General features: G+C 73.1%; 14 protein-coding genes. 9 read left to right on the top strand and 5 right to left on the bottom strand.

The window, feature by feature from the left end; translation table 11 throughout:
- Positions 1 to 411: acyl-CoA dehydrogenase (locus L6E12_RS26925; protein ID WP_304523919.1), on the top strand; the 411-nt coding region annotated here is incomplete at its 5' end.
- Positions 412 to 445: 34 nt separating this feature from the next.
- On the opposite strand, the gene L6E12_RS26920 is transcribed toward L6E12_RS26925, so the two are convergent.
- Positions 446 to 2113 (bottom strand): serine/threonine-protein kinase, encoded by a 1668-nt coding sequence (locus L6E12_RS26920; RefSeq protein WP_236230721.1) that lies wholly within the window; start codon positions 2111 to 2113, stop codon positions 446 to 448.
- Between the two features lie 154 nt (positions 2114 to 2267).
- On the opposite strand from L6E12_RS26920, the gene L6E12_RS26915 reads away from it, so the two are divergent.
- From L6E12_RS26915 to L6E12_RS26895, 5 genes are all read left to right on the top strand, one after another.
- Positions 2268 to 4151, top strand: a complete 1884-nt coding sequence (locus tag L6E12_RS26915; protein WP_236230720.1) for a methylmalonyl-CoA mutase family protein — start codon at positions 2268 to 2270, stop codon at positions 4149 to 4151.
- Positions 4148 to 6331, top strand: coding sequence for a methylmalonyl-CoA mutase (gene scpA, locus L6E12_RS26910; RefSeq protein WP_236230719.1), 2184 nt, complete (start codon positions 4148 to 4150; stop codon positions 6329 to 6331). The genes L6E12_RS26915 and scpA overlap by 4 nt, the downstream gene beginning before the upstream one ends.
- Positions 6324 to 7322, top strand: a complete 999-nt coding sequence (meaB, locus tag L6E12_RS26905; RefSeq protein ID WP_236230718.1) for a methylmalonyl Co-A mutase-associated GTPase MeaB — start codon at positions 6324 to 6326, stop codon at positions 7320 to 7322. The genes scpA and meaB overlap by 8 nt, the downstream gene beginning before the upstream one ends.
- 46 nt (positions 7323 to 7368) lie before the next feature.
- Complete coding sequence (locus L6E12_RS26900; RefSeq protein ID WP_236230717.1) at positions 7369 to 7617, top strand: hypothetical protein; 249 nt, start codon at positions 7369 to 7371, stop codon at positions 7615 to 7617.
- Between the two features lie 199 nt (positions 7618 to 7816).
- Positions 7817 to 9109 carry an amidohydrolase gene (locus tag L6E12_RS26895; protein WP_236230716.1) on the top strand — a complete coding sequence of 431 codons (1293 nt, stop codon included), beginning with the start codon at positions 7817 to 7819 and terminating at the stop codon, positions 9107 to 9109.
- Between the two features lie 18 nt (positions 9110 to 9127).
- Here L6E12_RS26895 and L6E12_RS26890 read toward each other — a convergent pair whose 3' ends face one another.
- A complete protein-coding gene (locus L6E12_RS26890; protein WP_236230715.1) occupies positions 9128 to 9661 on the bottom strand; it encodes a hypothetical protein in 534 nt (177 codons plus the stop codon).
- A 34-nt stretch (positions 9662 to 9695) separates the two neighbouring features.
- A complete protein-coding gene (locus L6E12_RS26885; protein WP_236230714.1) occupies positions 9696 to 10154 on the bottom strand; it encodes a gamma-glutamylcyclotransferase in 459 nt (152 codons plus the stop codon).
- A gap of 151 nt (positions 10155 to 10305) precedes the next feature.
- Here L6E12_RS26885 and L6E12_RS26880 point away from each other — a divergent pair, with 151 nt between their 5' ends.
- Complete coding sequence (locus L6E12_RS26880) at positions 10306 to 11706, top strand: NAD(P)H-quinone dehydrogenase (RefSeq protein ID WP_236230713.1); 1401 nt, start codon at positions 10306 to 10308, stop codon at positions 11704 to 11706.
- Positions 11707 to 11715: 9 nt separating this feature from the next.
- On the top strand, positions 11716 to 12186 hold the full coding sequence (locus tag L6E12_RS26875; protein WP_236230723.1) for a YfbM family protein: 471 nt from the start codon (positions 11716 to 11718) through the stop codon (positions 12184 to 12186).
- Positions 12187 to 12625: 439 nt separating this feature from the next.
- On the opposite strand, the gene L6E12_RS26870 is transcribed toward L6E12_RS26875, so the two are convergent.
- Complete coding sequence (locus L6E12_RS26870; RefSeq protein ID WP_236230712.1) at positions 12626 to 12814, bottom strand: hypothetical protein; 189 nt, start codon at positions 12812 to 12814, stop codon at positions 12626 to 12628.
- Between the two features lie 33 nt (positions 12815 to 12847).
- On the opposite strand from L6E12_RS26870, the gene L6E12_RS26865 reads away from it, so the two are divergent.
- A complete protein-coding gene (locus L6E12_RS26865) occupies positions 12848 to 13114 on the top strand; it encodes a hypothetical protein (RefSeq protein WP_236230711.1) in 267 nt (88 codons plus the stop codon).
- Between the two features lie 62 nt (positions 13115 to 13176).
- On the opposite strand, the gene glpK is transcribed toward L6E12_RS26865, so the two are convergent.
- Complete coding sequence (gene glpK / locus L6E12_RS26860; protein WP_236230710.1) at positions 13177 to 14691, bottom strand: glycerol kinase GlpK; 1515 nt, start codon at positions 14689 to 14691, stop codon at positions 13177 to 13179.
- Between the last annotated feature and the right edge of the window lie 34 nt (positions 14692 to 14725).

The following is a 14725-nucleotide window of genomic DNA, read 5'->3' as shown; positions in this document are numbered from 1 at the left end:
TGGAACGCCGCCGCGCCGCACGCCCTCGCGGCGGTGACCGCGCGCGCCGAGCGCCTCGCCGCCGCCGCCCTGCTGGGGTGGGCGCAGCGCGCCGCCGACCCGACCGCGGCCCGCGGGTTGCACTCGGCGCACCGGCTGTTCGCCCTGCGCCGCCTCCAGGCGCACAGCGGAACCCTGCTCGCCGCGGGCGATCTGAACCCCGACCAGGTCCACGCCCTGCCCGACCTGGTCGAAGACGCCATCGCCGACCTCGTCGGCCCCGCCCGGACCATGGTCGACGCCTTCGACCTGCCGGAGGAACTGCTCGCGGCCCGCCCCATCGCGGGCCCCGGCTACCAGGACGCGTTCGACGACCCCGGGGCGCACTGGCACCGGCAGCCGGAGGTGGTGGGCGTGGGTGCCCTGGTCTGAGGCGGCCGCCGCCCGCGCGGTGGCGGCCCCGGGCTCAGCCGGTGACCTTGAACCCGGGTGCGACCTGGGTGAACAGCATTCGCCGACCGGAGTCCTCCTGCTCGATCGGCACCGACACGCCGACCACCCACAGGTCCGCCCCGACCGTGACCAGGGAGGCGAAGTTCGACCGGATCAGCGGTGCCGCGCTCGGCGCGGTCCGGGTGCCCTGCGCGCTGTCGGCGGTGCGGTAGGTGATCTGCCGCGGGCCCTCCCCGTCCGGCTGCGGTCCGCCGACGAGCTGGTAGCCGGGGCTCTGCCCGGCCAGCGCCCGGAGGTACTCCGGCAGCGTGCTCTCGCCGGAGAAACCCGCGTAGCGCTCCACCGTCACCTGCGACCCGCCGTCGGGGGAGACCCAGTGGACCCGGGTGCTGTCGGGCAGGCCGGTGGTGCGGCGCGGCTCGACGAACTTGACCCAGCCCTCCGGTACTGGCACGGAGAACGCCGCGCCCTGGGTGCCCGCCAGCGGTGAGGCGTCGGCGGCGCGCGGGACGAGCTGCCGCACCGGTGCCGTGGGCGGGGGCACCGTGGAGGTCGTCGTCACCGGTGGCGCGACCGGGGCCCCGCCCACCACCCTGACCAGGGTGAACCCGCCCGTCGCCGCCGCCGCGAACAGCACCGCCGCGACCACGCCGAGCGCGGTCGCCGCCGCCGGTCCGCGGCGCCCGCGCCGCGGGGGGCCCTCGAACGGCAGCGGGCCCGGCACCGCGGCCAGCGGGGCGCTCACCTCGCTCCGCGGTGTCGGCGCCCCGACCGGCTCGGTGACCACCGTGGGCCGCTCCAGCTCCCGCACCGGGATGGCCAGCTCGTCGAACACCCGGTCGCCGGGGCCGGGCAGCAGCGGGTGCAGCAGCTCGCGGACCCGGTCCAGCGGCAGCCGGGCGGCCGGGTCCTTCACCATCAGCCCGGTGATCACCTCGCGCAGCGGGCCGTCGTACTCCGGCTGCGGCACCTCGCCGTCGACCACCGCGGCCAGGGTGGCCACGACCTGCCCGTCCGGGTCGTACGGGGCGTGCCCGTCGACCGCGGCGAACAGGGTCGCGCCCAGCCCCCACAGGTCCGCGCGCGGGGTGACGTCGCCGCCCGCGGCGATCTCCGGGGCGATGTAGGCCGGTGAGCCGAGCATCACCCCGGACTTGGTCAGCGTGCGCTCGGAGACGTTGCGGGCGATGCCGAAGTCGGTGAGCTTGACCCGCCCGTCCGGTCCGACCAGGACGTTGCCCGGCTTGACGTCGCGGTGGGTGATCCCGGCCTCGTGCGCGGCCTGCAACCCGGCGGCGACCGCGTCGCCGACCACCGCGGCCCGCGCGGTGCCCATCGGGCCGTGGTCGCGCAGCAGCTCGGCCAGGCTGACCGAGGGCACGTACTCCATCACCACGAACGGCTCGCCGTCCTCCTGGGCGACGTCGTGCAGGGTGACCACGTTCGGGTGCGACACCACGGCGATCGCCCGCGCCTCGCGCAGGGTCCGCTCGCGCAGCTCGTCGGCTTCGCGGGCGGGCATCCCCGGCGGCAGCCGCACCTCCTTGACGGCCACGTTGCGGCGGAGGAACTCGTCGTAGGCCGCCCACACCGTGCCCATCGACCCCTGGCCGAGCAGGCCGCCCAACCGGTAGCGGCCCGCGATCAGCCGCTCACCCTCGTTCTCCGCCACGCGGCCCATTGTGGAGCACCCCGCGCCCGACCGGGGCGGGAAGTGTGCGCCCGTGACAAAGGGGTGCTCACGAACCGCACCACACCAGGCGTTTGTCAACCGCGACCAGGTTCACAGCGTTGCCACCTGGTGTTGAGCACGGGTTTCCGTAGCATTGCGGGTCATGACACCCCCCTCCGCGCCGCAGGCCGAGCCGGACGAGCTGACGTTGGCCGGTGAGTTCGCCGAGGCCGCGCGCGAGCAGTGGCAGGAGCTCGTCGCGGGCGTCCTGCGCAAGTCGAACGCGGTGCCGGAGGGCTTCGACGAGTCGGTCGAGTCGCTGCTGTCCACCCGCACCTACGACGGCGTGACGCTCGCCCCGCTCTACACCGCCGAGGACACCGCCCCGCCCGCCGGTTTCCCCGGCCTGCCGCCGTTCACCCGCGGCGGCCGTCCGGAGGGGAACGTCGCGGGCGGCTGGGACGTGCGCCAGCGGCACGCCGACCCGGACCCGGCGACCACCGCGAAGGCCGTGCTGTCGGACCTGGAGAACGGCGTCACCTCGCTGTGGCTGGTGCTCGGCGGGTCCGGCCTGCCGATCTCCTCCCTCGGTGACGTGCTCGCCGACGTCTACCTGGACCTGGCCCCGGTCACCCTGGAGGCGGGGGCGGACTTCCGCGCCGCCGCCGAGGAGCTGCTGCGGGTGCACACCGACAAGGGCATCCCGGCCAGCGAGGTCAAGGGCAACCTCGGTGCCGACCCGATCGGCCTGCACGCGCGCACCGGCTCCGGCGCCGACCTGCTCGGCGACGCCGCCGCGCTGGCCGCCGACACCGCCCGGCACCCGCTGCTGCGGGCCATCACCGTCGACGGCACCCCGTACCACCGCGCGGGCGGGTCGGACGCGGAGGAACTCGGCGCCGCGCTCGCCGCCGGCGTCGCCTACCTGCGGGCGCTGACCGACGCCGGGCTCGACGTCGACACCGCCGCGGCCCGGCTGGAGTTCCGCTACGCCGCCACCGCCGACCAGTTCCTCACCATCGCCAAGCTGCGCGCCGCGCGCAGGCTGTGGGCCAGGGTCGCCGAGGTCAGCGGCATCTCCGCCGCGGCGGCCGCGCAGCGCCAGCACGCGGTCGGCAGCCCGGCCATGCAGACCCGCCGCGACCCGTGGGTGAACATGCTGCGCAGCACCCTGGCCTGCTTCGGCGCGGGCGTCGGCGGGGCGGACGCGGTCACCGTGCTCCCGTTCGACGCCGCGCTCGGCCTGCCCGACGCCTTCGCCAGGCGCATCGCCCGCAACACCCAGTCGGTGCTGCTGGAGGAGTCCAAACTGGCCGGTGTGATCGACCCGGCGGGCGGCTCCTGGTACGTCGAGCGGCTCTCCGACGAGCTGGCCAGGGCCGCGTGGTCCTGGTTCACCGAGATCGAGCGCGCGGGCGGGATCGTCGCCGCCCTGGACTCCGGCCTGGTCGGCGACCGGCTGGCGGCCACCTGGGCGGCCCGCTCGGCCAACCTGGCCACCCGGGCGGACGCGATCACCGGGGTCAGCGAGTTCCCGAACCTCGCCGAGAAGGCCGTGGTCCGCACCCCGGAACCGGCCGAACCCGGCGGCGGCCTGCCCGCGGTCCGCTACGCCGAGGCCTACGAGGAGTTGCGCGACCGCTCCGACCGGGTCCTCGCCGAGACGGGCGCCCGACCCAGGGTCTTCCTCGCCACGCTCGGCCCGGTCGCCGCGCACAACGCGCGCGCCGGGTTCGCCGCCAACCTGTTCCAGGCGGGCGGCATCGAGACCGTGACCGGCGGGGTGATCTCCGACGCGGAGACCGCCGCCGCCCGCTTCGCCGAGAGCGGCGCCACCGTCGCCTGCCTCTGCGGATCGGACAGGTCCTACACCGAGCTGGCCGCCCCGGTGATCGAGGCGCTGCGCGGCAGCGCCACCCGGTTGCTGCTGGCGGGCAAGCCGTCCGACGAGCACCTGCGCTCCGGTGTGGACGATTTCGTGTTCACCGGCTGCGACGCGCTGACGGTGCTGCGCACCACGCTGGAGACGTTGGGAGTCCCCGCATGAGCATCCCCGATTTCTCCGCCGTCGACCTCGGCGAGCCGGTCTCCCCGGCCCTCGCCGACTGGCAGAAGGCGCTCGACGAGTCCACCGGCAAGGGCGCCGACGCCCTGGCCTGGGAGACCCCGGAGGGCATCGGCGTCAAGCCGGTCTACACCGCCGAGGACACCGCGGGCCTGGACTTCCTGGGCACCTACCCGGGCATCGCCCCGTACCTGCGCGGGCCGTACCCGACGATGTACGTCAACCAGCCGTGGACGATCCGCCAGTACGCCGGGTTCTCCACCGCCGAGGAGTCCAACGCCTTCTACCGGCGCAACCTCGCCGCCGGTCAGAAGGGGCTGTCGGTCGCCTTCGACCTGGCCACCCACCGCGGCTACGACTCCGACCACCCCCGGGTGGCCGGTGACGTGGGCATGGCCGGTGTGGCCATCGACTCCATCTACGACATGCGCCAGCTCTTCGACGGCATCCCGCTGGACAAGATGTCGGTGTCGATGACCATGAACGGCGCGGTGCTGCCGGTGCTGGCGCTCTACGTCGTCGCGGCCGAGGAGCAGGGGGTGAAGCCGGAGCAGCTCGCGGGGACCATCCAGAACGACATCCTCAAGGAGTTCATGGTCCGCAACACCTACATCTACCCGCCGCGGCCGTCGATGCGGATCATCTCCGACATCTTCAGCTTCACCTCCCAGCACATGCCGAAGTACAACTCCATCTCCATCTCCGGCTACCACATGCAGGAGGCCGGGGCGACCGCCGACCTGGAGCTGGCCTACACGCTGGCCGACGGCGTGGAGTACATCCGGGCGGGCCGCGAGGCCGGGCTGGACGTGGACCGGTTCGCGCCGCGGCTGTCGTTCTTCTGGGCGATCGGCATGAACTTCTTCATGGAGGTCGCCAAGATGCGCGCGGCCCGGCTGCTGTGGGCCAAGCTGGTCAAGCAGTTCGAGCCGAAGTCGTCGAAGTCGCTGAGCCTGCGCACGCACTGCCAGACCTCCGGCTGGTCGCTGACCGCCCAGGACGTCTACAACAACGTCATCCGCACCTGCGTGGAGGCCATGGCCGCCACCCAGGGGCACACGCAGTCGCTGCACACCAACGCCCTCGACGAGGCGCTGGCGCTGCCCACGGACTTCTCCGCGCGCATCGCCCGCAACACCCAGCTACTGCTCCAGCAGGAGTCCGGTACCACCCGGGTGATCGACCCGTGGGGCGGCAGCTCGTTCGTCGAGCGGCTCACCTACGACCTGGCCCGCAAGGCGTGGGGCCACATCAGCGAGGTGGAGGCCGCGGGCGGCATGGCGCAGGCCATCGACGCGGGCATCCCCAAGCTGCGGATCGAGGAGGCCGCCGCGCGCACCCAGGCGCGCATCGACTCCGGCCGCCAGCCGGTCATCGGCGTCAACAAGTACCGCGTGGACGAAGACGAGCAGATCGACGTGCTCAAGGTCGACAACGCCGGGGTGCGCGCCCAGCAGCTCGACAAGCTGCGGCGGCTGCGCGAGGAGCGCGACAACGACGCCGTGCAGAGCAGGCTCGACGCGCTCACCCGGGCCGCCGACGCCGACGGCAACCTGCTGGAGCTGGCCATCGACGCGGCCCGCGCCAAGGCCACCGTCGGGGAGATCTCCGAGGCGCTGGGCAAGGTCTGGGGCCGCCACGCCGCGCAGATCCGCACGATCTCCGGCGTCTACCGGGACGAGGTGGGAGCCGGGGTGTCCAACGTGGACGGTGCGCGGGCGGTCGTGGACGCGTTCGCCGAGGCCGAGGGGCGCCGCCCGCGCATCCTGGTCGCCAAGATGGGCCAGGACGGGCACGACCGCGGCCAGAAGGTGATCGCCACCGCGTTCGCCGACCTCGGCTTCGACGTCGACGTGGGCCCGCTGTTCTCCACCCCCGGCGAGGTCGCGCGCCAGGCCGTCGAGGCCGACGTGCACATCGTCGGGGTCAACTCCCTCGCCGCCGGGCACCTCACGCTGGTGCCCGCGCTGCGCGAGGAGCTGGCCGGGCTGGGCCGCGACGACATCATGATCGTCGTCGGCGGTGTCATCCCGCCGCAGGACTTCGACGAGCTGCGGGCCGCGGGCGCGGCGGCGATCTTCCCGCCGGGCACCGTGATCGCCGACGCCGCCGCCGAGCTGCTGCGCAAGCTCGGCGATCAGCACGGGTACGAGCTTGGCTAGGCTGCCCGACCTGGATTCGCTGGTCAAGGGCGTGCTGGCCGGGGACAGGGGCCTGCTGTCGCGGGCCATCACCCTGGTGGAGTCCCGGCGGGCCGACCACCGCGCGCTCGCCCAGGAGCTGCTCGTCGAGCTGCTCCCGCACGCGGGCGGCGCGCACCGGGTCGGCATCACCGGGGTCCCCGGCGTCGGCAAGTCGACCTTCATCGACGCGCTCGGCACCAACCTGACCGGCGCGGGCAGGCGGGTCGCGGTGCTGGCCGTCGACCCGTCCTCGACCCGCACCGGCGGCAGCATCCTGGGCGACAAGACCAGGATGCAGCGGCTGGCGGTGGACCCGGCCGCGTTCATCCGGCCCTCGCCCACCTCCGGCACGCTCGGCGGCGTTGCCCAGGCCACCCGCGAGACCATCGTGCTGATGGAGGCGGCGGGCTTCGACACCGTGCTGGTGGAGACCGTCGGCGTCGGGCAGTCGGAGACGACCGTGGCCAACATGGTCGACTGCTTCCTGTTCCTCACCCTCGCCCGCACCGGCGACCAGCTCCAGGGCATCAAGAAGGGCGTGCTGGAACTGGCCGACGTCATCGCGGTCAACAAGGCCGACGGCGAGCACGCCCGCGACGCGCAGAAGGCGGCCCGCGAACTGGCCGGGGCGCTGCGGCTGCTGCGCTCGCCGGAGGCCACCTGGACGCCGCCGGTGCTGACGTGCAGCGGTCAGGAGAACCTGGGACTGGACACGCTGTGGGAGCAGGTCGAGCAGCACCACAAGGCCCTCGACGGGTCCGGTGAGCTGGCCGAGAAGCGGCGCACCCAGCAGGTCGACTGGACCTGGTCGATGGTCCACGACACCCTGCTGTCGCGGCTGCGCGAGCACCCGGCGGTCCGCGCGCTCACCCCGTCGGTCGAACAGCGGGTGCGCGACGGCGAGCTGACCGCCACCCTGGCCGCGCAGAAGATCCTTTCGGCCTTCGCGGAGCGTGAGCGGTCCGACTAACCTGGTGGTCGTCCCGTTACGCTCCCGACCCTGGAGGCAGGCCCCCATGGCCGTCCGCGCGACCAAGCTGCTGCTCGCGGTGTTCGTCGTGTTCCTGCTCGGCGCCGCGCCCGCCGGGGCGAGCACCCTCGCCCAGCCGCCGACGACCACCGCCCCGGCCGGGCCCGTGATCGACGCGCCCAGCGAGGCGGACACGGCCAAGTCCCGCAACAACCTGATCATCGGCGCGGTCGCGGTGGTGCTGCTCGGCATCGTCGTCTACGGCAACCGGACGCGGGCCAAGAAGAAGAAGTAGGGAGCGGTTCGGCTCAGCGGACGCCCGGTTGTCTTGATCATCGAATTCGGCCTCGCCGAAGCCGGTCGCCCGCTCGGCGCAGCGCGCGGACCGCGGACCGCGCCGGGGTGGGCGAGGACACAGTGCCCGGACCGGATGGGGCAGGATCGTCCCCGATGGACACCGCAGCCGAAGCCCAGTACCCCGTCGGAGGGATCGCGTGACCGTGCTGTACTCGCGCCCCGACCTGCCCGCGGACGACGACTCCGGAGCCCCGGGAGGTGATCCCGCTGTGCTGATCTCCCCGAGTGGGGTCAGTATGCCCCCTGTGGAGGATCTCGGAGCGGGCCGCGGCCCCGACTGGCTCGACGGCTGGCTGGCCGCCAACTCCGGCGACGTGCTCGCCTGGTTCCGCCACCTGCACGCCAACCCGGAGCTGTCCCGGCAGGAGTTCGCCACCACCGAGCTGGTCGCGGGCCTGCTCAAGTCGGCGGGCCTGCAACCGCAGGGCCTGCCCGGCGGCACCGGCCTGGTCTGCGACATCGGCACCGGCGGGCGCTGCGTGGCGCTGCGCGCCGACATGGACGCGCTGCCGCTGACCGAGGCCACCGGCCTGCCGCACGCGGCCACCGAGCCCGGCGCCTGCCACGCCTGCGGCCACGACGCGCACACCACGATCCTGCTGGCCACCGCGCTGGCGCTGGCGAGCGCGCCGGAGCTGCCCGGCCGCATCCGGCTGATCTTCCAGCCCGCCGAGGAGGTCATGCCCGGCGGTGCCCTGGAGGTGATCGACGCGGGCGGCCTCGACGGCGTCGACCGGATCTTCGGCCTGCACTGCGACCCGAGGCTGGAGGTCGGCAGGGTCGGCACCCGGGTCGGCGCCATCACCTCCGCGACGGACCTGCTGGAACTGCACCTCACCTCACCCGGCGGCCACACCTCCCGCCCGCACCTCACCGCAGACCTGGTGCACGCCCTCGGCACGGTCATCACCGGCCTGCCCGCGCTGCTGTCGCGCCGCGTCGACCCCCGCTCCGGCACCGTCCTGGTGTGGGGCGCGGTGCACGCGGGCGAGGCGCCCAACGCCGTGCCGCGCGAGGGCCTGCTGCGCGGCACCCTGCGCACCGGCGACCACTCGATCTGGGCCGAGCTGGAACCACTGGTCGCGGGCCTGGTGCAGTCGCTGCTGGTGCCCACCGGCGTCGGCTACGACCTGCACCACCGCCGCGGCGTCCCGCCGGTGCTCAACGACGCGGACAGCACCGAGGTCCTGGACAACGCCGTCGTCGCCGCCCTCGGCGAGGGGGCGCTCACCACCACCAACCAGTCCAGCGGCGGCGAGGACTTCGGCTGGTACCTGCAGCACTGCGCGGGCTCGTTCATGCGCCTGGGCGTCTGGCCGGGCGAGGGCCCGATGCGCGACCTGCACCAGCCCACGTTCCAGCTCGACGAGCGCGCCCTGCTCACCGGCGTGCGGGTGATGGCGCACACCGCGTTGGCGGCGCTCGCCTGAGCCGTCACGACCGAGCGGTCACCACTGGTGGGCGACGTCCACCACGAGCCGCGGCGGGCCGCTGAGCACCAGCACCCGGAACGGCAGCCGCGCGCGGACACCCACGCCGAGTCCGGTCTGGCCCTCGAACGAGCCCGCCCACGCCACCTGCCGCAGCGTCGGCAGGCCGGTCGCGTCCACCAGCTCGGCCCGGTTCGCCGGGAGGTAGGTGGGGTTCCCGGCGTCGTCGTAGGCCGGGTTCTCCGCGATGACCTGGAGGAACGCGCCGCCGCGCAGGGGGACCGGGTCACCGGTGGGGTCCTCGCTGACCGCGGGCACGTACTCGACGCGGTAGCCGCTGGTGGCGGCGACGTCGAGCACCAGGCGGTCGAAGCAGGGCTGGGTACCCGCGCGGACGTCGGTCAGCGGCCCGTACGCGGTGGGCGGGGCGGTCTTCGCCCCGGAACCCCAGGTGATCCCGCAGTACGAGGTCGCCGCGGTGGCGGTGGTGACGGGTAAGAGCGCGGCGGCGGTGGCGGCCACGAGGGCGATGCGGAAGGCGTTTCGTCTCATACCGACAAGACGTGCGAGCCTCGCCCTGGTTGTGTCAGCTTGTTGCGGGACCGATCCCGCTGCACGGGCGGTTGCGCAGGTCGGCCACGTAGTCCGCGGGCGCCCCGGCGGCCTCCGCCGCGTCGGCCATCACACCCAGGTAGCGGGCCGAGGGCAGACCGCCCTCGTAGGCGTCCAGCACGTACAGCCAGGCCAGCACCGAGCCCTCCAGCGTCTGCACCCGCAACCGGATCTTGGAGTGCAGCCCCAGCTCGGAGCCCTCCCACCGGTCCAGGTTCCCCTCGTCGTCGGTGACGTCGTAGAGCACGACGAACACCTGCGAGTCCGGGTCCTCGACGATGGTGGCCAGCGCGCCCTCCCAGCCGATGTCCTCACCGCCGAAGGTCAGCCGCCAGCCCACCAGCCAGCCGGTGCCCGCCATCGGCGAGTGCGGGGCACGTTCCATCATCTGGCCCGGATCCATGTTCGACCCGTAGGCGGCGTAGAGCGGCACGCCGACAGCCTAGCGACGATGGCGCCGAACGCCAGGCAGCCGCGCGGTGGATCACCATTTCGCGGCCACCCGCCGCGGCCCCGCGACCGCCCGCATATGGTGTTCGCGGACGTCAGCGCCGTTTTTGTCAGTTCGTGCGAAGGAGGACCTGGTGACCCGGATCGTGATCATGGGTGGGGGTCCGGCCGGTTACGAGGCCGCCCTGGTCGCCGCGCAGCACGGGGCCGAGGTCACCGTGGTCGAGCGCGAGGGCCTCGGCGGCGCCTGCGTGCTCTACGACTGCGTGCCGTCGAAGACCTTCATCGCCTCCGCCAGCGCCAGGGTCGCCTTCCGCGGCGCCGACGAACTCGGCATCGGCGTGGACGACGTGGACTCCACCGTGCACCTGCCGGTCGTCCGCGGCCGGGTCCGCGGCCTGGCGCTGGCGCAGTCCGCCGACGTCCGCAACCGGGTGCAGCGCGAGGGCGTGCGGGTGGTGCACGGCGAGGCCCGCTTCTGCGACCCGCACACCGGCATGGCCAGCCACCGGGTGCGCGTCGAGTCCCGCGGCGAGTCCGAGGTGGTCGAGGCCGACGTGGTGCTGATCGCCACCGGGGCCACCCCCAGGGTCATCCCCGGTGCCGAGCCCGACGGCAAGCGGGTGCTGGACTGGCGCCAGATCTACGACCTGGAGGAGCTGCCCGAGCACCTGGTCGTGGTCGGCTCCGGGGTCACCGGCGCCGAGTTCGCCTCCGCGTTCATCGAGATGGGCGTGAAGGTCACCGTCATCTCCAGCCGCGACCGGGTGCTGCCGCACGAGGACGCCGACGCCGCCGCGGTGCTGGAGGACGTGTTCGCCGAGCGCGGCACCACCCTGGTCAAGCACGCCCGCGCGGAGCGCATCGACCGCGATGGAACCGGGGTCACCGTGCACCTCAAGGGCGGCGAGGTCGTGCGCGGCAGCCACGCGCTGATGACCGTCGGGTCCGTCCCCAACACCGACGACATCGGCCTGGAGCGGATCGGCCTCGCCCCGGGCGACGGCGGCTTCCTCAAGGTCGACCGGGTCTCGCGGACCGGCGTCCCCGGCGTCTACGCGGCGGGCGACTGCACCGGCGTGCTGATGCTGGCGTCCGTCGCGGCCATGCAGGGCCGCATCGCCATGTGGCACGCGCTCGGCGAGGGGGTGGCCCCGATCAAGCTCAAGACCGTCGCGGCGAACGTGTTCACCCACCCGGAGATCGCCACCGTCGGCATCAACCAGCAGGCCATCGACGCGGGCACGGTCCCGGCGCGCACCGTCATGCTGCCGCTGGCCACCAACGCCAGGGCCAAGATGGAGGGCCTGCGCCGCGGCTTCGTGAAGCTGTTCTGCCGCCCGGCCACCGGGGTGGTCATCGGCGGGGTGATCGTGGCGCCGCGGGCGAGCGAGCTGATCCTGCCCATCGCGCTGGCCGTGCAGAACCAGCTCACGGTGGACGACCTGGCGCTGACCTTCTCGGTCTACCCGTCGCTGTCGGGGTCGATCACCGAGGCGGGCCGCCAGCTCATGCGCCACGACGACCTGGACTGACCGGTGGGGATGATCGGCTACTACATCCGCCTGCCCGCGGCCGACGTCGACCGCGCCCGGTCCGACCGCGGCTGGGTACTGGGCCTGTTCCACGACCCGGCGTACGCCGACCGGGTCCTCGACACGGACAAGGCCTGGCACGGCGTTCAGTTCCTGCTGGAGCGCTCGGGTGCGCCGGTGGACCCGGTGTTCGGCGGCGCGGAACTGGCGGGGCCGCCCGGGACCGCACCGGAGGAAGCGGTGCTGGAGTTCCCGCCCACCCGGGTCGCGGCCATCGCCGCGCACCTGTCGGCGACGCCGTTCGACCTGCTCGCCGCCCACTTCGACCCGGCGGAACTCACCGGGGCGGGCGTCTACCCGATGGTCTGGGAGGACCCCGAGGAGGACCTCGCCTACCTCGGCGGCGCCTACCGGGGACTGGTGGAGCTGTTCACCGCGGCGGCGGCCGGGGGCGACACTGTGTTGTTGTGGATCAGCTAACCGTTGCCGAGAGTCGCCATTTTTAGCAAGATCGGGTGAAAGAGATCGTCTAGTCTGGTCACCACTGGATGGAAGCGGTACTCATAGTGGTCCTGTTGCGCCACAGGTCGTGCTGGAGGCCACCATGTCTGCTCGGTCGGAGTGCCCGGAGTGCCTGGGATCGGGCCTCGCCCCGAACCGCCGCGATTTCTGCCCGCGCTGCGGGGGGATCGGCCAGGTCCCGAAGAGCGTGTCGGAGCGCGAAACGCTGCGCCCCGGGTGCCGGTGAGCGAACGGTCCCCGGGCCACCCACCCCTCACGTTCCCACCACGGTGCGCGATCATCCGGTGAAAGCCCCACGGCACCGGAGAGCACACCTGTGAACCAGCCCCACCCCGGCCAGTACCCGGGCGTCCCGCCCCAGTCAGGTCCTTTCCCCCAGCCGGGCCACCCGCAGGGGTCACCGCAGCAGGGCGGCCACCCGCAGCAGCCGGGGTACCCGCAGTCGGGCGGCTTCCCGCAACCCGGCTTCCCGCAGCCAGGTTTCCCGCAGCCACCCGGTGGTCAGCCGCAGCCCGGGTACCCGCCGCAGCCCGGTCACTTCCCCCAGGGCGGGCCGCAGTACCCGCCGCAGTGGGGGCCAGGCCACCCGCAGCAGTACGGCCGGTACCCGGGTGGTCCGATGCCCGCCCCGATCAACGTCCACGCGTTCGTCGGGCTCGGGTGCACCGGGCTGGGAATGGTGTTCCTGCTCCTCCTGCCGGTCCCGGCGGTCTTCACCCTCGCCCTCGTGGCCGCGGGCGTGGTGTTCTCCAGCATCGGTCTGGCGAAGGCGAACAAGGGCGCCATGGGCAACAAGACGCCTGCCATCGCCGCCTTCGCCGTGAGCATCCTGGCCGTGCTGGTGATCCTGGTCCTGATCCTGGTGAACGTTCTCGTGCACATCTAGGGCCGGGTTCGCATCCCGACCCTCGCGTTCCCGGGCATCGTCCGAGAGGTCTTGAACTGAGGTCAGTCGTCGTCCTCGACCCAGTCGAAGGTGCGGGTGACGGCCTTCTTCCACTTTTTGAAGGTCTTCTCCCGCTCCGCCTCGTCCAGCGACGGGGTCCACTCCTTGTCCTTGGCCCAGTTGGTGCGGATGTCGTCCTCGCCCGCCCAGAAGCCGACCGCGAGGCCCGCGGCGTAGGCGGCGCCCAGGGCGGTGGTCTCCGCGACCACCGGGCGGATGACCGGCACGCCCAGGATGTCGGCCTGGAACTGCATCAGCAGCTCGTTGACCACCATCCCGCCGTCGACCTTCAGCGACTTGAGGGGGACGCCGGAGTCGGCGTTCATCGCCTCGATCACCTCGCGGCTCTGGTAGGCCGTGGCCTCCAGGACCGCGCGGGCCAGGTGGCCCTTGTTGACGAAGCGGGTGAGGCCGACGATCGCGCCGCGCGCGTCCGAGCGCCAGTAGGGGGCGAACAGGCCGGAGAACGCGGGGACGAAGTAGCAGCCGCCGTTGTCCCGCACCGACCGGGCGTGCTCCTCGATCTCGGCCGCGCTGCCGATCATGCCCAGGTTGTCGCGGATCCACTGCACCAGGGAGCCGGTGACCGCGATCGAGCCCTCCAGCGCGTACACCGGGGCGTTGTCGCCGATCTTGTAGCAGACCGTGGTGAGCAGGCCGTTCTCGCTCATCACCTGCTCGGTGCCGGTGTTGAGCAGCACGAAGTTGCCGGTGCCGTAGGTGTTCTTGGCCTCGCCCGGCGACAGGCAGGCCTGGCCGAAGGTGGCCGCCTGCTGGTCGCCCAGGATGCCCGCGATGGGCACGCCCGCCAGCGCGCCGCGCTCGCGCACCTTGCCGTAGACCTCCGAGGAGGAGCGGATCTCCGGCAGCATCGACAGCGGGATGCCCATCTCCGCGGCGATGTCGGCGTCCCAGGACAGGGTGGACAGGTCCATCAGCAGCGTGCGGGAGGCGTTGGTGGGGTCGGTGACGTGCAGGCCGCCGTCGACGCCGCCGGTCATGTTCCACAGCACCCAGGTGTCCATGTTGCCGAACAGCAGGTCGCCCGCCTCGGCCCGCTCCCTGGCGCCCTCGACGTTGTCGAGGATCCACTTGACCTTGGGCCCGGAGAAGTAGGTGGCCAGCGGCAGCCCCGTCTTCTGCCGGTAGCGCTCCTGACCGCCGCCCAGGTTGCCCAGCTCGGTGGCGATCCGGTCGGTGCGGGTGTCCTGCCAGACGATGGCGTTGTGGACCGGCTTGCCGGTCTTGCGGTCCCACACCACCGCGGTCTCGCGCTGGTTGGTGATGCCCACCGCGGCGATGTCGGCCGCGGTCAGGTCGGCCTTGGCCAGCGCGCCCGCGGCCACCGCCCTGGTGTTCTCCCACACCTCGGCCGGGTTGTGCTCGACCCACCCCGCCCTGGGGAAGATCTGCTCGTGTTCGCGCTGGTCGACCGCGACCACCTCGCCCGCGTGGCTGAAGATCATGCAACGGGTGGAGGTGGTGCCCTGGTCGATCGCGGCGACGTACGTGGTCATCTGCTGGGTCAGCCTTTCAGTCGCTGGGGGAGGA

The sequence above is a fragment of the Actinokineospora sp. PR83 genome (assembly GCF_021056305.1).
Lineage (GTDB): Bacteria > Actinomycetota > Actinomycetes > Mycobacteriales > Pseudonocardiaceae > Actinokineospora > Actinokineospora spheciospongiae.
The sequence above is the reverse complement of the archived record's forward strand: the minus strand, read 5'-3'. Positions and strand labels throughout refer to the sequence as shown.